The sequence below is a fragment of the Photobacterium kishitanii genome (assembly GCF_000613045.3).
GTDB classification, from domain to species: Bacteria; Pseudomonadota; Gammaproteobacteria; order Enterobacterales; family Vibrionaceae; genus Photobacterium; species Photobacterium kishitanii.
Window position 1 is genome coordinate 1,672,661 of record NZ_LN794352.1, and the last position, 23,001, is coordinate 1,695,661.

At 37.6% G+C, this 23,001-nt stretch carries 21 protein-coding genes; 13 read left to right on the forward strand and 8 right to left on the reverse strand.

What is annotated here, in order from left to right:
* Nucleotides 1-125: 125 nt before the first annotated feature.
* The 4 genes from PPBDW_RS07940 (at nucleotide 126) to PPBDW_RS07955 (ending at nucleotide 2,207) form a co-directional block, all read left to right on the forward strand.
* Entirely contained in the window at nucleotides 126-923 is a 798-nt protein-coding gene (locus tag PPBDW_RS07940; RefSeq protein WP_036794615.1) for a Cof-type HAD-IIB family hydrolase, read from the forward strand.
* A gap of 252 nt (nucleotides 924-1,175) precedes the next feature.
* Nucleotides 1,176-1,391, forward strand: a complete 216-nt coding sequence (locus PPBDW_RS07945) for a hypothetical protein (RefSeq protein WP_036794616.1) — start codon at nucleotides 1,176-1,178, stop codon at nucleotides 1,389-1,391.
* A 137-nt stretch (nucleotides 1,392-1,528) separates the two neighbouring features.
* Nucleotides 1,529-1,675: a hypothetical protein gene (locus PPBDW_RS07950; RefSeq protein WP_156312885.1), complete on the forward strand. Its 147-nt coding sequence runs from the start codon at nucleotides 1,529-1,531 to the stop codon at nucleotides 1,673-1,675.
* 112 nt (nucleotides 1,676-1,787) lie between these two features.
* Nucleotides 1,788-2,207 carry a GNAT family N-acetyltransferase gene (locus PPBDW_RS07955; RefSeq protein ID WP_036794618.1) on the forward strand — a complete coding sequence of 140 codons (420 nt, stop codon included), beginning with the start codon at nucleotides 1,788-1,790 and terminating at the stop codon, nucleotides 2,205-2,207.
* Between the two features lie 96 nt (nucleotides 2,208-2,303).
* Here the strand turns inward: PPBDW_RS07955 and PPBDW_RS07960 are convergent, their stop codons facing one another.
* Nucleotides 2,304-3,218 carry a VirK/YbjX family protein gene (locus tag PPBDW_RS07960; protein ID WP_036794619.1) on the reverse strand — a complete coding sequence of 305 codons (915 nt, stop codon included), beginning with the start codon at nucleotides 3,216-3,218 and terminating at the stop codon, nucleotides 2,304-2,306.
* A gap of 274 nt (nucleotides 3,219-3,492) precedes the next feature.
* Between PPBDW_RS07960 and efpL the strand changes: the two genes are divergently transcribed.
* Nucleotides 3,493-4,065, forward strand: a complete 573-nt coding sequence (efpL, locus tag PPBDW_RS07965) for an elongation factor P-like protein EfpL (protein WP_036794621.1) — start codon at nucleotides 3,493-3,495, stop codon at nucleotides 4,063-4,065.
* Nucleotides 4,066-4,156: 91 nt separating this feature from the next.
* Nucleotides 4,157-4,618, forward strand: coding sequence for a GNAT family N-acetyltransferase (locus tag PPBDW_RS07970; protein ID WP_054262023.1), 462 nt, complete (start codon nucleotides 4,157-4,159; stop codon nucleotides 4,616-4,618).
* Nucleotides 4,619-4,682: 64 nt separating this feature from the next.
* Here PPBDW_RS07970 and cspE (PPBDW_RS07975) read toward each other — a convergent pair whose 3' ends face one another.
* Both cspE (PPBDW_RS07975) and cspE (PPBDW_RS07980) read right to left on the reverse strand, forming a co-directional pair.
* A complete protein-coding gene (cspE, locus tag PPBDW_RS07975) occupies nucleotides 4,683-4,892 on the reverse strand; it encodes a transcription antiterminator/RNA stability regulator CspE (RefSeq protein ID WP_036794623.1) in 210 nt (69 codons plus the stop codon).
* Nucleotides 4,893-5,350: 458 nt separating this feature from the next.
* On the reverse strand, nucleotides 5,351-5,560 hold the full coding sequence (cspE, locus tag PPBDW_RS07980) for a transcription antiterminator/RNA stability regulator CspE (RefSeq protein WP_036794625.1): 210 nt from the start codon (nucleotides 5,558-5,560) through the stop codon (nucleotides 5,351-5,353).
* Between the two features lie 545 nt (nucleotides 5,561-6,105).
* Between cspE (PPBDW_RS07980) and PPBDW_RS07985 the strand changes: the two genes are divergently transcribed.
* On the forward strand, nucleotides 6,106-6,420 hold the full coding sequence (locus tag PPBDW_RS07985) for a DUF496 family protein (protein WP_036794628.1): 315 nt from the start codon (nucleotides 6,106-6,108) through the stop codon (nucleotides 6,418-6,420).
* Between the two features lie 298 nt (nucleotides 6,421-6,718).
* On the opposite strand, the gene rsmF is transcribed toward PPBDW_RS07985, so the two are convergent.
* From rsmF to PPBDW_RS08005, 4 genes are all read right to left on the reverse strand, one after another.
* Nucleotides 6,719-8,149 (reverse strand): 16S rRNA (cytosine(1407)-C(5))-methyltransferase RsmF, encoded by a 1,431-nt coding sequence (rsmF, locus tag PPBDW_RS07990; RefSeq protein ID WP_036794631.1) that lies wholly within the window; start codon nucleotides 8,147-8,149, stop codon nucleotides 6,719-6,721.
* Nucleotides 8,150-8,350: 201 nt separating this feature from the next.
* A complete protein-coding gene (locus PPBDW_RS07995) occupies nucleotides 8,351-10,978 on the reverse strand; it encodes an MlaD family protein (protein ID WP_036794634.1) in 2,628 nt (875 codons plus the stop codon).
* Entirely contained in the window at nucleotides 10,959-12,155 is a 1,197-nt protein-coding gene (locus tag PPBDW_RS08000; RefSeq protein ID WP_036794637.1) for a paraquat-inducible protein A, read from the reverse strand. The genes PPBDW_RS07995 and PPBDW_RS08000 overlap by 20 nt, the downstream gene beginning before the upstream one ends.
* Nucleotides 12,156-12,273: 118 nt before the next feature.
* Nucleotides 12,274-14,106, reverse strand: a complete 1,833-nt coding sequence (locus tag PPBDW_RS08005; RefSeq protein WP_036794639.1) for an ABC transporter ATP-binding protein — start codon at nucleotides 14,104-14,106, stop codon at nucleotides 12,274-12,276.
* 86 nt (nucleotides 14,107-14,192) lie between these two features.
* Between PPBDW_RS08005 and PPBDW_RS08010 the strand changes: the two genes are divergently transcribed.
* The 4 genes from PPBDW_RS08010 (at nucleotide 14,193) to PPBDW_RS08025 (ending at nucleotide 18,314) form a co-directional block, all read left to right on the forward strand.
* Nucleotides 14,193-14,651: a GAF domain-containing protein gene (locus PPBDW_RS08010; RefSeq protein WP_036794641.1), complete on the forward strand. Its 459-nt coding sequence runs from the start codon at nucleotides 14,193-14,195 to the stop codon at nucleotides 14,649-14,651.
* A gap of 109 nt (nucleotides 14,652-14,760) precedes the next feature.
* Nucleotides 14,761-15,393: an RNA chaperone ProQ gene (gene proQ, locus PPBDW_RS08015; protein WP_036794643.1), complete on the forward strand. Its 633-nt coding sequence runs from the start codon at nucleotides 14,761-14,763 to the stop codon at nucleotides 15,391-15,393.
* Between the two features lie 17 nt (nucleotides 15,394-15,410).
* Nucleotides 15,411-17,414 carry a carboxy terminal-processing peptidase gene (gene prc, locus PPBDW_RS08020; RefSeq protein WP_036794645.1) on the forward strand — a complete coding sequence of 668 codons (2,004 nt, stop codon included), beginning with the start codon at nucleotides 15,411-15,413 and terminating at the stop codon, nucleotides 17,412-17,414.
* Between the two features lie 234 nt (nucleotides 17,415-17,648).
* On the forward strand, nucleotides 17,649-18,314 hold the full coding sequence (locus PPBDW_RS08025) for a lipocalin family protein (protein ID WP_036794646.1): 666 nt from the start codon (nucleotides 17,649-17,651) through the stop codon (nucleotides 18,312-18,314).
* Between the two features lie 101 nt (nucleotides 18,315-18,415).
* On the opposite strand, the gene pncB is transcribed toward PPBDW_RS08025, so the two are convergent.
* Nucleotides 18,416-19,615 carry a nicotinate phosphoribosyltransferase gene (gene pncB / locus PPBDW_RS08030; RefSeq protein ID WP_036794647.1) on the reverse strand — a complete coding sequence of 400 codons (1,200 nt, stop codon included), beginning with the start codon at nucleotides 19,613-19,615 and terminating at the stop codon, nucleotides 18,416-18,418.
* A gap of 380 nt (nucleotides 19,616-19,995) precedes the next feature.
* Here pncB and pepN point away from each other — a divergent pair, with 380 nt between their 5' ends.
* Nucleotides 19,996-22,626, forward strand: coding sequence for an aminopeptidase N (gene pepN, locus PPBDW_RS08035; RefSeq protein ID WP_036794648.1), 2,631 nt, complete (start codon nucleotides 19,996-19,998; stop codon nucleotides 22,624-22,626).
* 117 nt (nucleotides 22,627-22,743) lie between these two features.
* Nucleotides 22,744-22,962 (forward strand): DUF2835 domain-containing protein, encoded by a 219-nt coding sequence (locus tag PPBDW_RS08040; protein WP_036794651.1) that lies wholly within the window; start codon nucleotides 22,744-22,746, stop codon nucleotides 22,960-22,962.
* Nucleotides 22,963-23,001: the final 39 nt, after the last annotated feature.

A 23,001-nucleotide genomic window follows, 5' to 3' on the forward strand; every position in this document is an offset into this window, starting at 1 on the left:
AGTGTTTTTCATATTACTCGATTTATATCTATGACATTTTATGTGTGTTTTTGGTGAAAATTGACATCATTAACAGGTAGAATGTTAGGCATTGATAACATTAAATATCGGAGTAATAATTGTATATGACATCTTCAATAAAATTTATAGCAACAGATATGGATGGCACATTACTAAATGACGATAAAAATCTTCCTACTGATTTTTATGATGTATTTGATGCACTTCATACTAAAGATGTTTTATTTTCAGCTGCATCCGGTCGACAGTATCAGAGTTTAGTTAATACTTTTGAACCGATTAAAGATAAAATGGTGTTTATTGCAGAGAATGGTACATTGGTTATGTACCAAGGCAAAGAACTCTATAGCTCAACCATTCCAACATCTGAAATTCATGCCATTATAACTAGGGTTAAAGCGATTGATAATTCCTTCATTGTCTTGTGCGGTAAAAATTCTGCTTATACAGAAACAACAGATACACAGGCATTAGAAGAAATTAACAAGTACTATCATAATCTTGAAATTGTTAGCGATTTATTTGCTGTTGATGATGAATTTATTAAAATTGCAGTGCTAAATTTCAACGGCACAGAGCAGTATATATATCCAATAATATCTCCTTTATATTCACAGACTCACCAAGTTGTTGTAAGTGCAAAGATTTGGTTGGATGTTATGCATAAAACTGCATCTAAAGGGGCTGCTATTAAGGAATTACAACGTATTTTCAATTTTACATTTGAAGAAAGTATGAGTTTTGGTGATTTTTTAAATGATGTTGAAATGCTAAAAGAAACTTACTTCAGTTATGCGATGGATAATGCTCACCCTGAGATCAAACAATTGGCGCGTTTTCATGCTCCAAGTAATAATGATCAAGGCGTAATGACGGTTATTAAAGAGAAAATCTTAAAATAAACCACCGTGAATAGGTATGTTAATTGATTTTATTTAAGCATAAAAATTATTGAGGTTGTTTGCCATGATTCGTAGTGGCTTAATCGCATTAATACATGCTTAAATAAATCGATTAAATCACAGTATTAATATTTAATGGTTAATATTTACCACTGATAGTGATGCGAATCTAATTATTGGGATTATTGAGTATCTCCTATAATTTTATAGGAGTAATGTCTTTGCTCAATATACTAATATTCAGAGGTGATTATGAGTTTGTTTTATGTTGATAAAAATGCGCAAGATAATGGCGATCATGAAATACATACAGCAACATGTAGCCACAGTCCTGGTGTGAAAAATTGTGATGCTCTTGGTTATCATACCGCATGTAGTACCGCATTAGATGCCGCAAAAAAGATATACCCTCAATCAAATGGTTGTTATTACTGCTCATATTCCAGTTATACATCTGAAAGTAAGTAAAATGTAGCTAGCAACGTGACGATAAATATCACGTTGCTATTTTATTGAATCATATTGTCATTTCGTTCCTAACGAAGATATAAAAACTGTCTATAATTTAATAATTACCGATTATGTTAATATTTAATGATATTACCGTGCAACAATCACAATGTGGTGTAGTGTTTACACCATATTTATCAACTGGCTTGCATGGTTTCCATTTTGATGAAAATCCATCGTGGGAAGAAATCATCCTCACCACGTGGTGGCAGTGGGGCTTGTTTAGTGTGCGGAGTGATTAATAAATAATAATAAATAGCACAGAAATCCATATAATGGACATTCGATTAACTCAATGTCACTTTAAGGCTGTAGTATGTTGCTAAAACATCGAGCTAGTATTAAAGGGTCAAGATGGAAATTGAATATAAAGTTAATCATCCTATTACGCCAAATCAATATATTGAATTAGTGAATAAAACTGCTTTGGGTGAGCGAAGGCCAACGGAAAATGAAACTATAATAAAAGGCATGCTTGAAAATAGTAATTTGGTTGTAACGGCATGGGTTGATGATCAACTTGTCGGCATTGCTCGTTCAATGACAGATTTTCACTATTGCTGCTATCTATCAGATCTTGCGGTTGATGAAAGTATTCAATCAATGGGTATTGGTAAATATCTTATTTTAGTTACGGCAGAATCAGTATCTGAGAGCTGTAAAATAGTTTTATTATCCGCACCTAAATCTGAAGGGTATTATTCTAAAATTGGTTTTGTTGAACATAATAGTGCTTGGGTTTTAACTGATGCGAGTCAGTTAGTATTACCTTAATAATCTAATACATCGCATTTGAAGCTATGAATTGTAGCGCTTTAACCACAGAGGAGATTGATCTCTGTGGTTATAAGGGCAGTTAGAGTTAAGTAACTATAAACTTATTTTTTGTTGGAGTATCTCGTTGATAGTATCAAGCCATTCATAACGGCGGCGATACATAGCGCGTTTAGGGCGAGAGATATCTTCAGGGTTGCGACGAATATCCTCTAAACTTAATGTATAGAAATGACGATCAAATTCGGTTCCACCTAAGGCCTGCCAATGTTTATCATAGTTAGTCTTGATACGCCCTTTACTGTACCGCTTAACAGAATAAGCATGGGAAGCACTTTTTACTGCAAGTAATGTGTCAACCTGCCAAATATTAGCAATAAGTGTAATGATTTTGATCATTAAGTCTTTAGGGCGTTGTCCATGTAATTTTTTGGTCAATGCTTTTATTTTAAGGTTATTTTCAGAACTACTTGCTGGTCCTTGTAAACCACCAATCACTAACTGGCGTTGCCCTTCTATATCCCGCACTGAAAAGGTAAGAGTGTAAAAGTTTTTATCTATATCATTAAATAAAAGTAGGCTCATATCACCTTCTTTTTGATAGCGTGCGTGAAAAACTAACTTAAAAGAATAATCTATTTCATCAACGGTAAATTTAAATAGCGTTAATCCATTCTCATTGACATAAATTTCGTCACGAATATGTGCCGGTAATTTCTCGCTTACAAATTGATAATGTTGTACAACAAACTGTGCTCTCTCAATCGCGCTACTATCATTAACAATATAAGGACGAAAGGATTTTTCTAAAAATCGAGGGCATTGCTTACATAGCGTTTTCAGTAAAGGAGGGGTAATACTAGAAGAGATAAGCTGAAAAGCATTATGATAATAAGTCGCTCGAAGTACGAATTTAGCGCGATAACTCCAAAGCGGTGAATATTGTTCAGCTGTACTATCGGGGTAAATAATCTTGGCATAATCGCGGAGAGTTGGAGATGTATTTGCCATTTTGGTAACGCTCTAAAATATATGTAATTAACTATTATCACGCTTTTTGGGAGACTTACAACAATATATTTGTATTAGGGATATGTTATTCTTTTATGGGTGGGGTGGTGCTGTTGTATAAAGATAATGAAATTCTATAATTATTGTCTTGGCTATCTATTAACCATGTTGGCATATCAATGCAAAAAAATAGAGATTGGACTATCATATTACTTGCTATAAATCTGTATCTTGGTGTAATTTCTCACCACTATTTATTTTTGGAATAATGATCATGCCAAAGGCTAGTGATATTAAAAAATTTGCTGCTATTGAACTTAACGGTAAAGTAGCTTTAGTTAAAGAAATTACTAAGCTAACGCCTAGTGGTCGTGCGGGCGCAAGTCTTTACCGTATGCGTATTTATGATGTTGCAACAGGCTCAAAATCAGATGTTAGCTTCAAAGCTGATGAGATGATTACATTAGCAGACTTCCGTCGTCAAAAAGCATCTTTCTCATACATCGATGGCGAAGAATATGTATTTATGGATGATGAAGATTACACTCCATACACTTTCTCAAAAGATGCAATTGCAGAAGAATTGCTTTTCATCAATGAAGATACTAAAGGTATTGAAGTATTGACTGTTGATGGTGCACCTGTTGCGCTAGAGCTACCAGCAACGGTAGAACTAACAATTGTTGAAACAGATCCTTCAATTAAAGGCGCATCTGCAAGTGCTCGTACTAAGCCTGCAACATTATCTACAGGTCTTGTTGTTCAAGTTCCTGAGTACATTGCAAATGGCGAAAAAATCAAAATCAACACAACTGAACACAAGTTCATGAGTCGTGCTGATAAATAATAATTAGTTATTATTGTTTTATAAAGCCAGTATCGTTTATTCGATGCTGGCTTTTTTATGGAAGAAAGCAAAATAATGAGTAGGGAATGCTGTGGTTGAGTTAATAACAATTGATGTTGCTAAGAAAGAAGATCTGCAAGCGGTGTATCAGTTAGAGCAACGCTTGTTTGGTGATTATTGTTATCCTGATTTTTTTATTCGCCAAGCCTATGATTGCTGGCCCGCTGGTTTCTTCGTCGCACGAGATCATGATAATGTTGTCGGTTATGTACTGTGCGCGCCTCAGTTTAATAATATGTCATTAGTTGTATTAGAAGGATGGATACTTGCCTTAGCGGTAGATACAAGCGTGCAGGGGAGCGGGGTAGGTAGACAATTGATGCAAGTAGCAATGAATCAATTAGCTGGCTGTGAAAAATTGTGGCTTACGGTTCATCCTGATAATCATGCGAAGAAATTGTATCAGCAGCTAGGGTTTATGGAGGTTGAACAAGAGAGTGATTATTTTGGGCTGGAGCAGCCACGAGTCAAAATGGTCTATGTTGTGGTGTGATTTACTGATACAAAAAAAGGGTATCTAAGATACCCTTTACTTCTTTCAACTGTTCGTTGAAAAATTAAGCACGCTCAACGTTAGCAGCTTGAGGACCTTTTTGGCCTTGCTCAACGTCAAAAGAAACCTTCTGACCTTCAGCTAGAGATTTGAAGCCTTCACCTGTGATAGCACGGAAGTGAACGAATACGTCAGCGCCGCCATTGTCTTGAGTGATAAAACCGAAACCTTTCTCATCGTTGAACCACTTAACGATACCAGTTGCTTTAGACATGTTATGTCTCCTGAAAAAATAAATTAGTAGCGCACATTACGCTGTTTTACTTATGTACAAAAGAATAATGAAGCGCTTCAGGACAACTGTGAATATTTGAACAGTGTATCGAAGTTTTCTATTTCAATTTGTTGCATAAATAGGCCTTTAATAAAACCATGAGTATTAGGCCATTTTCATATTGAAAGGGCAAGTTTCTCTTGTAAGAACAAGTCAATAATGTGACCACTTTAACAAAATAATATGTTTAATTTATATGAGCTAGTGTGCGCATTGTGATCGCGAGGATACCAGCTGACGTTTGATATATATTTTCTTTATATATCAAATGATATTAGCGTGTTTTTAGCTTGCATTTATGTTGTTTAAAGGCGTGGTGTTTATACAAACCAGTATGATTAGAGGCAGAAAAAGGGCTGAATGAGCCCTTTATTTTGTAGGTATTCAAGGTTAAATTACTAGGCTCTTTCAACGTTTGCAGCTTGAAGACCCTTAGGACCTTGTTCTGTTTCGTAAGACACTTTTTGGCCTTCAGTTAAGGTTTTAAAGCCATCACCACTAATCGCACGGAAGTGTACAAATACATCAGCACCGCCGTCATCTTGAGTGATAAAACCAAAACCTTTTTCTTCGTTGAACCACTTAACGGTACCTGTTGCTTTTGACATGTTGTCTCCTGATAAATCTATTCATCACACGGTATAGCCAATATCAGATTACGGAGCGATTTGAGCTTTGAACTCTGTTGCTGATCATGAAGATGACAGCGAAGATATCCTTGTTCAGATTGCTTTAACTGTAAATAAGTACTGGTCTACTATGAAGACTAGGCGTTGATTGGTGATTTGCAAATCAAATTCACTTTTTTTGTGAACAAAGAAAGTAATAATATTGGTGTCATGATAATTTCTTAGAAAGTTTATTTAAATGTCTTCTTCGTCAGCCATTCTCTTAAATATTTATTGAACGAAATCAAAGCAAAGTCGAATAGGAAAGGGCATAATCCAAACAAGAAAGGTTCTTTAAGCGTATGTTAACTCACCATCTAGTCGATAATCTTCGGGTATTACTTGAGTTTACAGCAGATTTTCTGATATAACCGATTTTAGAAAAAAACTGAGACTCGACGGTTATGTACTAGGAAGTGCATTTTTCCTAATTATTAGCATTAAATCAGTTTCACAAGGCTTTATTTTCAGACTAAGGACAAAACATGAACAACATCCTTGAACTTGTTCGTCAGGCTCGCCGTAAAAACAAACTTAAGCGCGAAATCCTTGATAACGATCGTAAAATTCGTGATAACCGTAAGCGTGTAGAATTACTAGAAAACATGTTGGATTATATCAAGCCAGATATGAGCCATGATCAAATTTTAGAGATCATTGAAAACATGAAAGGCGATTACGAAGATCGTGTTGATGATCATATCATCATCAGTGCTGAGTTATCTAAAGAGCGTCGTGACGTTAGCAAGAACGTTAAAGACCTTAAAAAAGCAGAAATTACAGCACACAAACATAACTAATATTTTGTTTGTGAGCTAATTAAGACCTGAGCTATATGCTCAGGTTTTTTTTGCTTATTGGTTAGTAATATAACTAAAAATAGTGATGTAACGAAAAGATAAAAAAAGAGCCCGAAACGATTCCTGTGTCGGGCTTAGGGGAACAGGCTCGTGATGAGCCTTGCGCTAACTGGTTTATGTATAGAATTCGGTTACACTATCAATATTAGTTTAGCTTTGATGAATTTCCAGTTTTAATCAAAAATAATTGTTTATTTAGTCAATAAACCACCAGCTAATGCTAACAAGTTGAATATAATCAGATATCAAACAAGTTAGTGTCCCGTACTAATTCGCGAGGCAAGCCATTCTTGATTCGATTACCGACCCATTTACCAATGCCGATAGGGTAATCACGATAAGTTACAATTACTTCGCCTTTACCTGTAAGGTTCTCTGGGCGAATATCTCGTCCCATAAACCACTCTTTTGCTTGTGGTGCAGTTAGTGCTATCGCAACCGATTCTTTACCTGTAGCAAGTGTCATGATGGCCTCATGCTGCCAGCGATAGCCTTTTTTGTGTTGTTCAGCTAATTTAATACCGATACGTTGGAAACGAATTTCGCCAATTAAATGTTTAAGCTGTGAAGGAAATAGCCACACTTCTTTATCTCGTAGCCAAATATCACTGTTAGTTGATAATGTGATATTAAGATCAGTATTAAGTTGCTGGGCTATAAGCTGCTGCTCATCGGCTTTTACTTGGCTAAATGGGAATTTCCCCATTCGTTTTTTAACTGGATCTGTTTCAACAGATGCGTGTTTTCGAATGCGAGCAACAAAAAAACCTTCACTATCAAAAACCTGAGGGTAAACGTGTAAAAAACCATCAGCCGTCAATGCTTTTTCTGCACCATCAAATAAATCACCTAAAGACTCAAATTCAACCGCATCACCAAAGGTTGCTTTCAGATAATGGCAGACCTCTTGGTTTTCACGTTGGTTAAGGGTACATGTTGAGTACACCATGACACCTCCAGGTTTTAAAGCCTGAAAAGCACTGATAATTAAATTACGTTGTACTGCTGCGATTTCATCAATTGACTCAAGGCTCCAGTTTGCCATTGCATCATCATCTTTACGAATAGCGCCTTCACCAGAGCAGGGTGCATCGAGTAAAATAGAGTCAAAAGCTTCAGGTGCCCATGTGCCAAAAACACAACCATCAAAGTGTGTTAATGCTGCGTTATGTACGCCACAACGTTGTAGGTTGGCATGTAATACTTTAATTCGACTAGCTGCAAGTTCATTAGCAACCAGCGCGCCTCGGTTTTGCATAGCACAAGCAATTTGGGTAGTTTTGGAACCTGGTGCTGATGCCATATCAAGAACACAATCAAGTGCATTATTATTATTGAGTAGAGCGGTTACTGGCATCATAGAGCTGGCTTCTTGAATATAGAATAACCCTGCCATATGCTCTGCTGTATTACCTAATGAAACACTCTCTTCATCCTCGCGCTTAATCCAGAATCCGGTTTCACACCAAGGAATGGGAGTTAGTGTCCAATCTTTATCTGCAATACGAGTAAGAAAATCAGCCACGCTTATCTTGAGCGTATTTACACGAATACTGCGACGTAACGGTGTTTTACAACAGCTAATAAATTCATCAATACTCAAGTTTTCTGGCATTGTATGCTTGATTAGATCAATAAAAGCGTCAGGAATATAGATATTAGGATGCAAGGTAGCACTCTCAGTCAAACTGGCAATGTCAGAATTCTATACTAAACAGTGGCAAATTTATATCAGCTATCTGTGCTTCTAAGATTGTTATGCATATGAACAATTTTCATTATCATATAGGATGTTGGTGTGGTGGTTTTTTAAACATTAAATGTTAAAAAGGGGCATTTAATGCCCCTTAATTATTTGTTGCTTAAATAGTTACTTGATAGGAATAGCCGTTCGCCAACTTAGCCATTTTGGGTTTACTTCTTTATTGAGTAAGAAGTGTTTATTTTGTTTTGCTAATGGCGCGAGTGGGTGTGTTGCTGGCGTAGCAAATGAAATACCACCACGAAGCAAACTATCAAAAGTGCCGGCTTTTACTTTCGCACCAGTAATACCGATATCAACGTTTAGTCCTGATGCATTCCAAAATACACTATTAGCGCGAATAAGGTGACGGTATTTTTGTTCAATTTGGACGGTAATTAAAACGCGATCGGCTAATGCGCCTAAAGCGACTTTAATAACTTGTCCTACTTGAATATCACGATAAAGCAACGGAGTACCTTCGCTGACTGAACCTCTTTCTTCACTTTCTAAAATAAAGGTTTTGCCGGCATCAAATAATTCGGCAGAACCTAATTTGAAAGTATGAGATGTTAAGCCCTTACCTGGTTGTACCGCAATGTATGAGCTTAATAGTGAGTCTAAATTTTCGCTGCCATTTAAACTTATCTTGGGTTTTACTATCCAGAAATAGCTATCTTTACGTGCGACTACTTTTGCATATTGAGGGAATAAGCGTGCTTTTACTGTGACATTATTATGTTCAAAGTTAGGCTCAATATTATCAACTTTACCAATGACAACGCCTTGATATTTGATAGCTGTTGATTTTGAAATCGAACGTGCATCATCAGCAGTTAACGTAATCATTACCCCAAAATGTTGGGCATCACTTAGGCTAGGGTAAAGTTTATAGTCATGACCAGAACGGTTAGTAACACCTTTCATTGAATCGAATGCAATCCCGCCTTTTAATAATGTCGAGAGTGGCGCTGCTTTGATTTTAATGCCGTTAAGCCCAGCCTCAACTTCAACGCCTGAGCGATTCCAAAATACGGTATTGTTATCGATTAAATGGCGATATTTCTTTTGTATATTAAGTTTTATCTCAACCCCTGATGTTTTAAGAGCAAAACTGGTGATTTCACCGACTTGTAAGTTACGGTAAAGCACTGGGCTGCCTTCAGATATTGCTGGTAAGTTGTCAGCTACAAGTGTAATAGAAGTGAAGCCTTTTAACTTTTCATCCGCGAGTTTGGCTAGATGTCTATTTTTAAAGAGAGAGTAACTCTTTTGGATTCCTTCTTTACCATTAGAAGTAAAGCTTATGGCACTACTGATCAATTGATCTGCTGCTGGAATAGAAACATCTACGCCACTGTTACTGATATTAGCTTCAATACCACCATCAATAAAGAAACGACTATGAGAGCGAATTAAATGGGTATATTGCGGTTGAATTAATGTTTCTAATCGCACCCGATTACCGTCGAGTTTCACTGTTGTGATATGACCAACATCAATCCCACGGTAACGTAATTTTGTTCCTGCTTTTAAGCCATAGCTTTGATCAGCAAATAGTGAAAAAACAGCGACACCTGGTTGCTGCTCTTCAAGCGTATTTTGGGTGATAGCTGTAAAATGACGTGCTTTTTTACCTTCACCGGGAATTAAGCGTAAATAATTACCACGAACAAGGTTACCAATATTTTTGACGCCGGTGAGTGAAACTTGTGCTTCTTCTAGCAATAACCGTGAGCCATTATTAAGTAAATCACTCATGCTCGGTTCTATGGCGGCATGGGCAATGATTTTATTGGTTTTATCATCCAGTTTTAAATCTGAAATCTTACCAATTTGCAGGCCACGATACATAATCGGCGCACCTGAATTACTGATATTATTATTATCAGGAAGGGTGATTGTGATAGCGATACCGCGACCAGCAGTATTAATATCAGAATACAGGTTAAATAAATGTCCTTCATCAATAGGCTTACCTGCATCTGGAGAATCAAAGGCAATAGCTCCGGCGATTAATGCAGATAAACTTTCAAATTGGACATCAACACCACTAAAGCCAATATTGGCACTGACCCCACTGACATTCCAGAAACGGCTTTTGTTCGTGACAAGGTTGGCATAACGCGGTTTTATTAGTGCGTCAATAAGCACCTCTTTTTTATTAGCACTAAGGGTATAGTTATAAATTTCACCGACAGGGATCTTTTTATAAAAAATTTGGGAGCCAATACTGAGAGAGCCTAAATTAGGTGCTTTTAATTGTAAGGTTAAACCATCATTTGTGGGCATATTTGCAGGTTGATTTTCTAACGCTGTAAACTTGGTTGCTTCATCACCTGTTCCCGGTTGAAGGGCAATATAGTTACCTGAAACTAATGCATCTAAGCCAGAAATACCGGTAATAGAGGCTTTGGGTTTGACCAACCAAAACCGCGTGTGCGTGCGTAATGTTTTTACTGCCTCAGGGTAGATATCAGCAGAAACATAGATACTTTTAAGATCTTTCGATAAAGTTACATCACGTACGATGCCAACTTCTAATCCTTGGTAACGGATAGTGGTACGCCCCGCGACTAAACCAACAGCATCATTAAAGTGGATTTGAATACGTTCGCCACCCTCATTAACCGCTTTATATAATAACCACCCAGCGATAATAATTGCCAGTAGTGGTAATAACCATAAAGGGGATAAGCCGCGATCACGGCGAATACTAACGTGTTGCGGTTGCTCGTTATTTGGTTCGTTGTTCATATTTGTCCCAGATTAGACGAGAATCTAAGCTCTCTGCTGCTAACATTGTTAAAATAACAACTACACCGAAAGCGATGGCGCCAGGCCCCGGTGTAAAATCAAGAAGTTGTCCACGATCGATTAAAGCGACCATAATCGCTATTACAAAAAGATCCATAACAGACCATTTTCCAATCCAATGCACTATGCGAAAAATACGCATGCGTTGTAGACGTTGGCTACGCTGTTTAAATTGAATGCATAATAATATGTACGCTAACCCAATAATTTTAGCGACGGGAACAACAATACTGGCAACAAAGATAATGATGGCAATACTGGTCATTCCTGTTTTTACTAAACCTGCGACCCCTGAAAAGATGGTATCTTCGATACGTTTACCGTTATTCATAAAAATAGAAATGGGGTAAAGGTTTGCTGGTAAGATGAAAATACTAGCGGTAATGAGATATGCCCATGTTTTTTGAAGTGACTTAGGGATTCTGTGATGTAATTGACTGCCACAACGACGACAATGCGGTAGGGCTTCTTGGGTTAAGTGGCAGCTATGGCAGACAGTATCAAGTTTGTCACTGATATGTTCATTTTCGGGCTGCCAAGCATCCCAATAACGACGAACACTGATTTTAGTTAACAATACCGATAATAAAATCTGCATACTGATCAAGCAATAAAGCCCAATCCCGACATAAATTTCTGCGACTTCTTGCACTTTAAAACATGAAATAGCTAAGCTAACTAAAAAGACTTCCAGCATTGCCCATTGTTTTAAGTGTGAGAGGATCCATAGTGATAGTTTAAATAATCGTAATTGTCGAAAACGTAACGAGAACTGTGCCCCTAAAACAGCACTGATTAGTAATAATGGCGCTATTGCACTACAAAATAGAATTAATATTGCAACAGCAGGAAAGGTTGGAGCAAGTGCAACGGTTCCAGAGGTTAGTGTTGCAGGGATCATTTGGCCAATTAAACGAATGGTAACTAACGGTAAGCTAATCGTAGGGATATAAAGAATAAGACAAGCAACCGCAATCGCTAATTCTGCATTAAAGCGCGCAATACCGCCGCGATAGAGTCGAGTATGACAACGTGGACAATAGGCACTGTGTCCTTGAGTTGCTGTTTCTGGCAACACAAGTAAATCGCAGCCTGGGCAGCGTCGAGCCTTCGACATGGTGCGTTTCTTCCTTTAGTTATAAGGTGTACAAAAGCGCTCATTGAGTTGTTAGTCACTTATTGTTAATGGAAAAACAATAACAACTATCAATGAGCGCCGATTGGTGCACACTATATTATTTTGTGTTGACGCTGGCTACTGCTTCGTGAGGATTGCTGCCATTAGTGGCAATTTCCGCTGATTGAATTGAGCCATAAAGTGTTTGATAAAGACCGTGTTTATTGATTAGCTCTAAATGTGTCCCTGATTGGCTAACTAAGCCGTCTTCAAGTACATAAATAATATCAGCCTGTTTCACTGCAGATAAACGATGGGCAACAATTAAGGTAGTTTTATTCTTCAAAAAAGTATTGAGGGCAGTATGTAAAGCTGCTTCTGTTGATGTATCTAGTGCTGAAGTGGCTTCATCTAAGATAACAAACTCAGGATTAGAGAGTATCATACGTGCAATAGCCAGTCGCTGTCGTTGCCCACCAGATAAGCGAATGCCTTGACGGCCAATTTCAGTATCTAATCCGTTAGTTAGGCGTTCAGTTACATCGGTTAATTGAGCAATATCTAAAGCTTGCCATAATTCATCATCATTGTATGGCGCTCCAAGTGTTAAGTTATGACGTAACGTTTCATTAAACAGCACGGGTTGCTGTAATACGACTGCCATTTTTTCACGTAGTGCTTCATAGCTAACAGCTTCAATAGGGTGATTGTTGATTAAAATATCACCGCTACTTTTTTGATAGATACCTAACAGCAATTGAATTAATGTTGATTTTCCGCCACCAGAGGTTCCAACTAATGCTACTCGTTTGCCTGCGGGAATATCAAGGTTTAAGCCGCAGAGTACTTCTTTGTCGTTATCATAAGAAAAATGTAAGTTGCGAATTTTAATCGCAATGGTCTCATCATCATTAAAAGGGTAAACCGTTGCTGGTGGACGCGTTTCTTCTTCTAAGGCTAATAAACTGTTGAGACGCTGCATTGCTGCAGATGCGCCATACCAAGCAAATTGAATCCCTAATAACTCTTGAATAGGGCCTAACATAAACCATAAGTAACTAAATACAGCTAACATTTCACCAATGGTTAAGTTACTAAATAGCACCATGAGCATAGCGGCAGCGCGGAAAATTTCAAACCCAATCAGAAATAACAAAAAGGAAACACGACCGGCTGCTTCTGATTGCCATGCATATTTATCGGCACTATGGCGAATATCATTGGCATTACCTTTTAACTGTTCTAAAAAGTCACGTTCCCGATTAGATGCCCGTAATTGATACAGGCCGTCTAATACCTCTATTAGACGATGTTGGAATTTTTCGTAAGATTGGTTTTCTTTACGTTTGAGGTTTTTAACTCGGTTGCCCATCAATTTAGAGGCATAGACAACAACCGGATTGATAATAAGAATAAAGAGTCCAAGTTTCCAATCAAGCCATAAAAGGACACCAGCCGTACCGACAACAGTTAATAGTCCAATAATAAAACGGCTTAATGTATCACCAACAAATTTATCAATCGTCTCGACATCAGTAATAAGGTGGGAGCTAATACCGCCACTACCGCGTTCCTCATATTGTCGCATGCTTATACGGCCTAATTTATCGAGTAAATGTTGGCGTAGGTTATAGGTTATGTCTTTTGATACTAATGTAAATTGTCGACTTTGCAGTATATTCAGCGCTTGACTGAATGTACGCATTAATACAACCAGAACCAGCACTAAAAGAATGTAACCAGTTGCATTATGCCAAGCAGATGGTAAAAGGGTATTTAGATAGGTAATGCCTTCGCCTGGTTTGTGCAATAAAACTTCATCAACCATTAACGGCATCAGAAGTGGAATGGGTACGCTGATCAAGGTTGCGATAACCGCAATAATATTCGCAATAATTAATCTTGGTTTATGTAGTTTCGCTTGTAGTAGTAACCAAGACCAATTAATCATAAGATGGTTCTTATCTTTCACAGTGAGAATAATTCCTATTATCAATATTGTTCTTGCTATTCTAACGGCTATATACGGAGTAAGCTATGGAAAATACAATCGCTTTTTATAATCGCCTCACCCAACAAGCATTGGCATTAATTGGAGGTGAAACAGATCTTATCGCTAATATGTCTAATATTAGTGCGTTATTAAATATGGAGTTAGAACAAATTAATTGGGTAGGGTTTTATTTGCTCAAGCAAGACCAATTAGTCTTGGGTCCATTTCAAGGAAATCCTGCGTGTGTGCGTATTCCGGTTGGGCGAGGCGTTTGTGGTACTGCTATTTCTGAGAACAAAGTACAGCGGATTGCGGATGTACATAGTTTTCCAGGGCACATTGCTTGCGATGCTGTAAGTAATTCTGAGATAGTTATTCCACTTACAGTGAATGGAAAATTAATCGGTGTGTTGGATATTGATAGCCCAATTTTGTCAAGATTTGACCAAAATGATGAACGAGGTCTAGTTTCTTTCGTAGAAGCACTACAAAAAGTACTCTAATTTCATGCTTTCGGTGGTTTTTCCGCGTTAGGTAATTATAATAGCAGCACTATTTCTTTTTGAACAAAGCACAAATAACGAGCAATCCTCGTTTATGTCAGGAAACTCCATGGAAAACTCTGAAAAGTTAACGAACAGTAAAGAAGTTATTGCATACATCGCTGAGCGTTTCCCAAAATGTTTCACTGTTGAAGGTGAAGCGAAGCCACTTAAGATTGGTATCTTCCAAGACCTTGCAGAGCGTCTTAATGAAGATCCAAAAGTAAGCAAGACTCAACTACGTACAGCTTTACGTCAATACACATCTTCTTGGCGTTACCTTCACGGTGTTAAAGCGGGTGTGAACCGTGTTGATCTAGATGGTAATGATTGTGATGTTCTAGAGCAAGAGCACGTAGATCATGCGCTTAAAGCTTTAGAAGAAAGCAAAGCTAAAGTACGTACTCGTCGTAAAGAGCAAGCAATTGCTAAAGCGGCTAAAGAAGGCGAAGCTAAAAAAACTCGAGCGAAAACAGCTAAATCTAGTAATGTGAAGCCAAAAACAGCTACTATTAAGAAGAAGCCTGTAGAGACGACACGTGTACTGAATGCTGATGAAGTAATCGTAGGCAAAAATGTTCAGGTGAACATGGGTTCTGGTAATATGCCTGCGACTATTGTTGAAATTAACAAGGACGATGTGCGAGTTCGTTTAAATAACGGTCTAGTAATGGCTGTTAAAGCGGGGCACTTGCGTTCATAAAGGAGAATGCGCGACACATGAATTGTCGATTCCGTTTCTCACTGATAGCTGCTGGCATGATGCTAGCAGCTTCGGTTCAAGCCGCTGAGGCTAAGTATTCATTAAGTGATGTGCCGCACCTTGCTCCTGAAAAACAGCATGCAACCGCGAGCACTAGGGTGGCTTCGCGTTATACGCGTTCTCACTATAAGCATTTTGCACTTGATGATCAGTTCTCTGGACAAGTATTCAATCGTTATATTGAAATGCTTGATTATAATAAAAGCTTTCTTGATGCAACAGATGTTGAACAGTTTGGAAAATGGAAAAATCAGTTAGATGATCAACTGAAATCAGGGAATACATCAGCTGCATTTGATATTTTTAACAAAGTCCTTCAACGTCGTTTTGAACGTTATCAATTTGCACTTACTCAACTTGATACCGAAATAAAGTTTGATGATAAAGATGATTTTGTTATTGATCGTTCAGAACTTGAATGGCCGAAAAACAGCACTGAATTGAATGAGATTTGGCGACAACGAGTTAAATACGACGCGTTAAATCTTAAACTTGCAGGTAAAGAATGGCCTGAGATTCAAAAAACGTTAACTAAACGTTATAACAATGCAATTAAGCGTCTAACACAAACTCATAGTGAAGATGTATTTCAGTTATATATGAATGCTTTCTCACGTGAAGTCGATCCACATACAAGTTATTTATCGCCACGCAATGCTGAACAATTTCAGGCAGAGATGAATCTGTCATTAGAGGGAATTGGCGCAGTATTACAGGTAGAAGATGATTATACCAAGATCCGTTCTTTAGTTGCTGGTGGACCAGCTGCGAGTTCGAAAAAAATAGCAGCAGGTGATCGCATTATTGGCGTTGGTCAAGAAGGCAAGAAAGTTGTTGATGTAATTGGTTGGCGTCTTGATGATGTTGTTCAGTTAATCAAAGGGCCGAAAGGCAGTAAGGTTATTCTGGATATATTACCTGAAGGCAATAATGCAAAGAGTTACACCGTAACGATTGTACGAGATAAGATTCGTCTTGAAGATCGTGCTGCTAAGTCGGAAGTGAAAACTATCGATGGTAAAAAGATCGGTGTGCTTGAAATTCCAAGCTTTTATGTGGGATTATCAAAAGATACCAAAAAAGAACTGATTAAATTGAATGATCAGAATGTTGATGGTGTTGTAATCGACTTACGTAATAATGGCGGTGGTGCTTTAACTGAAGCGACTGCGTTAACAGGTTTATTTATTTCGAGTGGGCCGGTTGTGCAAGTGCGAGACAGTTATGGTCGAATTAAAATAAATGGTGATTCAGACGATCAAATTTCGTTTGATGGGCCGTTGACTGTATTAGTTAACCGCTATAGTGCATCTGCTTCAGAGATTTTTGCTGCAGCAATGCAAGATTATGGACGTGCTATTGTTTTAGGCGAGCAATCTTTTGGTAAAGGTACGGTGCAACAACACCGATCGTTAAATCATCTTTATGATTTATTTGATAAACCATTAGGCCATGTTCAATATACTATCCAAAAATTTTACCGTATTAATGGTGGAAGTACTCAAAACCTAGGTGTTGTGCCTGATATTTCTTTCCCTTCAGCGATTGATCCATCTGAAACGGGAGAAAGTGTTGAGGATAATGCATTACCTTGGGATAGTATTAAACCAGCAGGTTATCAGAAGTTACATGACTATAGTACGCTTGTACCGATACTAACAGCTGAGCACCAAACTCGTATTAAAAATAATATGGAATTTGGTTTTATCAATGAAGATATTATTACCTATAAAAAGGAAAAAGATATCAATACAATTTCATTGAATGAAAAGACACGTATAGCTGAACAAGATAAAGAGGATGCTGATCGTTTAGCCCGCTTAAATAAACGTCAAAAAGTGTTAGGTGAAAAGCCTTTTGCTGATTTGGATGCGGTGCCGAAAGATTATGAAGCTCCAGATGTTTATCTTGATGAAGCCATTGCGATAACAGCTGATTTTAGTAATCAAAAACAATCGTAAGTATGATACGGAATGACATTATCTTGTTGATGTCTCTATTATTAAAGCGCTCTTAGGAGCGCTTTTTTTGTCTGTGATTTTTTGTCTTATTATTGAGAGAGATTAAATCATAAAGTGTGATAATCAGCATATTTTTCATCGAAAATTAGGTTTCCCAACTAGCTTTAAGTATGAGACCTCTGCAATTTGAAGGGGAAATACAAAAGCTAAAATATTCAGCAAGGGGAAATGCGTATGATGAAGACGTTTTATTTTTTCTGGTTATTTATCTTGAGCTTGTTTAGTGTAAATTCGATTGCTGATGATATTACTGAATTTGACTACCCCTTTTTATTAGGTAATTGGTATTGGTTTAGTAATCAACAAGAGGGTATAGAAAGTGATGGTGAAAGTTATCGTGCAATGCATGTAATGTTTAAATCAGACTATCACTTTTCGATGCGATTATTACGGATTGATGGCAAAGTTGAGCAGTGGACGGGTAACTATGATATTGATGATACCAATATCACTTTCTTTTCATCTGGTGATGATGATCAAATGCATACCTATTTGCTTAATTATAATCGGTTTGTTCTTGATGGTGCTCACTTCACCAAACTTGCACCTGAACATTTAGCTGGAAATTGGCGAACAGAAACGATTTCAGGACAAGATGTAGCTGATAATATTTCAGAGTTTGCATTATCTTTACGTCCTGATTTTTTATTTTCGGCTGAAATATCTAATCAAGCAGGGAAAAAGAAAGAGCACCGAGGTGTGTATTATTTAGAAGATGATCAGATAGTATTATTGTATGAAGAAGGGCAACATGACAGTCATTTTGTATTAAATGGACATAACACTTTAACGCTTACCAACAAGCATTTTGGAATGGAAGCAATATTAAGTCGAGAGTAATAGCAACGATGGGTTGTATTAGTATGGTATTAAAAGCATAAAAAAGCGAACAATGATTGTTCGCTTTTTTATTGAATGATAACTTTATCTTTTGTAGCCAATTATTCGTTGACTAGTTTAAAAGCAGTACGTAGCTGGTCTAGATAGTTTTCATCACGACAAATGCTCTTTCCTGGTTCATCAGAAATCTTTGCTACTGGTCGACCTTCACATTCCGTCAATTTTAAAACAACATTTAGTGTTTTAACACCAGGTAAATCACAGGTGAGTTGAGTACCGATACCGAAACTAACATTGATATGATCATTAAAGTGTTTATAAATAACTAATGCTTTATCAAGTGTTAGGCTATCTGAAAATACTAAAGATTTAGTTTTTGGGTCAATACCTAAAGATTTATAGTGCGTAATGGCTTTTTCACCCCAAGAAATAGGATCACCACTATCATGGCGTAAACCAATAAAGCGCTCTGAAAGGCGTTGATCGAAATCGCGTAAGAATGCATCCATGTTGATACAGTCAGTTAACGCAATGCCTAAATCATGAGGATATTCTTGTAACCAACGATTAAGGGCTAGTTGCTGGGAATCAGCCAATTCACCTGAAAGTTGTTGATGTGCTTGGAACCATTCATGTGCTTGAGTACCGACAGGTGTTAAACCACGCGTGTAAGCAAGATAGTAGTTCGATGTGCCTTTAAATTCAGGCATATTGTCTTTTAAATAATCAACAACATGATGGTGAACATCTTTTGAAAAACGGCGACGAGTACCAAAGTCAACTAACGCAAATTGGCTTAAATCACACTTTTTAGCGTCGTGATAGAAGCGGTCAATTTTTGATTTTAACTGCTCAATTGCCATCGCTGTAGTTGCTTGTGGGTAAAGATGTTTACAGCGAATTTCACAAATAATGGCAAGTAAAGGTACTTCCCATAAAATGATATTAAGCCATGTGCCACGAATAGTAATTGCTAATTGATCACCTGAAGTATCAATTTCAACATCATTTGCATTAAGTTTGAAATCTTTTAGAAACGCAAGGTAATCGGCATGAAAAAAAGTCAGAGTCGATAAGAAGTCAAGTTCACCTTGAGTGAAAGATAAGGTCGCAATTTGATCAATTTGTGCTTTAATTTCATCAGCATACGGACGTAAATCTTCTTCGCTACGGCAATGAAATTCTGCCACAGCTTCAACGCCTGGGTATTGATGGAAAACTGCTTGTTGCATATGCAGTTTATAAGCATCAGTATCAAGCAGGGAGTCGATAACCCCATTATTGTGTCTGTTATTATTCATATCTGGTAGTAGATACTCAAATTAATAAACTTAAAGAATTTATTTTTATAATTATAGGATCTTTAAATTCAATGTCTTGGACATGGTTTATAAGACTTAGTAAATAAATAACTAAACTATTTAACTGGTGTGAGATTGTGACCTAAGAGGTTAACTACGTCAAGGAATATCAAGTTTACTCATTGTGACTGTTGCATTAATCATCTCAACGTGTATTGCTATTAATATACGTAAACGATTACGTTGGTGATAATAAATATTGTCTATGAATTCATGCTTGAAAAGTGTTATTGATGACACAATATTAATTATATAACAGTCAACATTAATCGGTAGCTCGTGCATTTAGCATTGGAGCTAATCATAAAGGATTTCAAATAATGACAGAACATTCTACTGTGACTCAACCAGCAGCAAAATATCGTTCAGACTATCGTTCGCCTGATTATACCATTACTGATATTGATCTGACATTTGACCTTAATGATACCAAGACCATTGTTGTTGCTATCAGTCATGTAGTACGTCTTAGCGAACAAGCGGACGCTGAGTTAGTGTTAGATGGTGATGATTTAACATTGATCAGTGTGACTGTGAATGGTCAAGCTTGGCAAGATTACCACCAGCAGTCAGGGCACTTAACATTAACAAACCTGCCTGCTGATTTTGAATTGGCGATTACGACGGAAATTAATCCTGAAGCCAATACCTTACTTGAAGGTCTATATAAATCTGGTGGTGGTTTCTGTACCCAGTGTGAAGCAGAAGGTTTCCGTCGTATAACGTTTTATTTAGATCGCCCTGATGTTTTAGCACGTTTCACGACCAAAATTATTGCAGATAAAGCCGCTTTTCCTTACATGCTAAGCAATGGTAATCGCATTGCAGAAGGTGAGCTTTATAATGGGCGTCATTGGGTTCAGTGGCAAGATCCGTTCCCAAAACCATCCTACTTATTTGCACTTGTTGCCGGTGATTTTGATGTCTTGCGTGACACATTTACCACCATGAGCGGACGTGATGTTGCACTGGAGATTTTTGTCGATAAGGGCAATCTTGATCGTGCCGATTATGCGATGACATCTCTTAAAAACTCAATGAAGTGGGATGAAGAACGTTTCGGTCTTGAATACGATCTTGATATCTACATGATTGTGGCGGTTGATTTCTTTAATATGGGCGCAATGGAGAATAAAGGTCTTAATGTCTTTAACTCTAAATTCGTATTAGCCAACCCAAACACAGCCACAGATACTGATTATCAAGGTATTGAAGCCGTTATTGGGCATGAATACTTCCATAACTGGACGGGTAACCGCGTTACTTGTCGTGATTGGTTCCAATTAAGCTTAAAAGAAGGCTTAACGGTATTCCGTGATCAAGAGTTTTCGTCTGATTTAGGCTCTCGACCAGTTAACCGTATTGCTAATGTACGTATTGTTCGTGGTCCTCAATTTGCTGAAGATCGTGGCCCAATGTCACACCCAATTCGTCCTGAAAAAGTGATTCAGATGAATAATTTCTATACTTTAACAGTGTATGAAAAGGGTAGTGAAGTGATCCGGATGCTACATACTTTATTAGGTGAAGCAAACTTCCAAGCCGGTATGAAACTGTATTTTGATCGTCATGATGGAACTGCTGCAACGTGTGATGATTTTGCACAAGCAATGGAAGATGCATCGGGAATTGATCTTAGCCGTTTCCGTCGCTGGTATAGTCAAGCAGGTACACCTGTTGTAACAGTATCAACAGCTTATGATGCGGATAAAAAGAGTTACGCTGTAACTATTCGCCAACAGACACCAGCTACAGCAGAGCAAGTTGAAAAGCAGCCGTTACATATTCCTTTTGATATTGAGTTATACAATAGCAAAGGTAAAGTGATTGCTTTACAGAGTAATGGCCAATCGGTACATCATGTACTTGATGTAAAAGAAGCCGAGCAAACATTTGTGTTTGATAATGTAGTAGAGCAACCTGTTATTTCTATGCTGCGTGAGTTTTCTGCACCAGTAATTTTAGAATATGACTACACTGATGATGAACTTATTTTCTTAATGGTTCATGCATCTAATGAATTTGCTCGTTGGGATGCGGGTCAAATGTTATTGGCAAAATATATTCGCCAAAATGTAGAACGTGTACAACAGGGTCAAAGTATTACATTACCAGAAGCGGTTATTGATGCTTTCCGTGGTGCATTACTTGATGAAAATCTTGATCCTGCTTTTATTGCTGAAATGCTAACTCTGCCAAGTGAAAATGAAATTGCCGGTTGGTATACAACTGTTGATGTGGATGCGATTAATCAAGTTGCTGGCGCATTTACGCAATTATTAGCCACTGAAATGGAAGATGAGTTTAGCGCAATTTATCATAGCTTAACTCAAGCTCAATATAGCCTCGATCATGCAGCAATGGCACAACGTGCACTGCGTAATAAATGCTTGTCATACCTTGCATATACAAAGCAAGGAAATGCACTTGTTGCTGCGCAATATAACACTGCCGATAATATGACAGATACAATGGCTGCAATGTCGGCAGCAAATAATGCGCAACTTAGTTGTCGTGCTGCGCAAATGGCTGACTTTAGTGATAAGTGGAGCCATGATGGTTTAGTGATGGATAAATGGTTTATGTTGCAAGGTACAAATCCTGCTGCTGATGCATTAGAGAATGTACGTAATACTATGAATCACCCAACATTTAGCCTTAAAAACCCAAATCGCACCCGTAGTTTAGTTGCAGGTTTTAGTGCTAATAATCCGGTACATTTTCATGCTAAAGATGGTTCAGGCTATGAATTTTTAACTGAGATATTAGTGATTTTAAACACCAGTAATCCGCAAGTTGCTGCGCGTTTAATTGAGCCATTGCTTAAACTTCGTCATTACGATACGAGTCGTCAACAATTGATGCGTACCCAACTTGAAAAGTTAGCTGCCATGGATCATTTGGCAAAAGACTTATTTGAAAAAGTACAAAAAGCACTTGATCAAAAATAATCATTCGACGATTTAAACTGTTATGAAACTAAGCCAGCCACTAAAATAGTGACTGGCTTTTATTTTATGCTATTGTTTTATATTATTTTTAAATCTTTAGATATAGGTTAATAGGTTATGCGCAGTTTTACGTTTAACGTTAATATTAGCTACAATGTATTCTTGCAGCACTATTCTGGTGCCGCAAGTAGTGTGGTGGTATTAACCGATACGGGATTAAAACTTCAACTACCAGCGGTGAGGTTACGTGGATTTTTAACTCATGCAGGTATAGCTGGAAAATTTCGTGTTTTAGTTAATAGCGATAACAAATTCGAGACAATTGAACGTATTTAGATTAATACTCCTCTAAAAAGTCACGCCACCAGCATCAAA

Excerpts from the sequence above, each read along its gene's own strand:
- PPBDW_RS07995 (WP_036794634.1), bottom strand. The coding sequence starts at position 10,978 with ATGAACAACGAACCAAATAACGAGCAACCGCAACACGTTAGTATTCGC.
- PPBDW_RS07955 (WP_036794618.1), top strand. The coding sequence starts at position 1,788 with ATGGAAATTGAATATAAAGTTAATCATCCTATTACGCCAAATCAATAT.
- PPBDW_RS08000 (WP_036794637.1), bottom strand. The coding sequence starts at position 12,155 with ATGTCGAAGGCTCGACGCTGCCCAGGCTGCGATTTACTTGTGTTGCCA.
- efpL (WP_036794621.1), top strand. The coding sequence starts at position 3,493 with ATGCCAAAGGCTAGTGATATTAAAAAATTTGCTGCTATTGAACTTAAC.
- proQ (WP_036794643.1), top strand. The coding sequence starts at position 14,761 with ATGGAAAACTCTGAAAAGTTAACGAACAGTAAAGAAGTTATTGCATAC.
- cspE (WP_036794623.1), bottom strand. The coding sequence starts at position 4,892 with ATGTCTAAAGCAACTGGTATCGTTAAGTGGTTCAACGATGAGAAAGGT.
- prc (WP_036794645.1), top strand. The coding sequence starts at position 15,411 with ATGAATTGTCGATTCCGTTTCTCACTGATAGCTGCTGGCATGATGCTA.
- pepN (WP_036794648.1), top strand. The coding sequence starts at position 19,996 with ATGACAGAACATTCTACTGTGACTCAACCAGCAGCAAAATATCGTTCA.
- PPBDW_RS07945 (WP_036794616.1), top strand. The coding sequence starts at position 1,176 with ATGAGTTTGTTTTATGTTGATAAAAATGCGCAAGATAATGGCGATCAT.
- pncB (WP_036794647.1), bottom strand. The coding sequence starts at position 19,615 with ATGAATAATAACAGACACAATAATGGGGTTATCGACTCCCTGCTTGAT.
- cspE (WP_036794625.1), bottom strand. The coding sequence starts at position 5,560 with ATGTCAAAAGCAACAGGTACCGTTAAGTGGTTCAACGAAGAAAAAGGT.
- PPBDW_RS07960 (WP_036794619.1), bottom strand. The coding sequence starts at position 3,218 with ATGGCAAATACATCTCCAACTCTCCGCGATTATGCCAAGATTATTTAC.
- PPBDW_RS07985 (WP_036794628.1), top strand. The coding sequence starts at position 6,106 with ATGAACAACATCCTTGAACTTGTTCGTCAGGCTCGCCGTAAAAACAAA.
- PPBDW_RS08010 (WP_036794641.1), top strand. The coding sequence starts at position 14,193 with ATGGAAAATACAATCGCTTTTTATAATCGCCTCACCCAACAAGCATTG.
- PPBDW_RS07940 (WP_036794615.1), top strand. The coding sequence starts at position 126 with ATGACATCTTCAATAAAATTTATAGCAACAGATATGGATGGCACATTA.
- PPBDW_RS08025 (WP_036794646.1), top strand. The coding sequence starts at position 17,649 with ATGATGAAGACGTTTTATTTTTTCTGGTTATTTATCTTGAGCTTGTTT.
- PPBDW_RS08005 (WP_036794639.1), bottom strand. The coding sequence starts at position 14,106 with ATGATTAATTGGTCTTGGTTACTACTACAAGCGAAACTACATAAACCA.
- PPBDW_RS08040 (WP_036794651.1), top strand. The coding sequence starts at position 22,744 with ATGCGCAGTTTTACGTTTAACGTTAATATTAGCTACAATGTATTCTTG.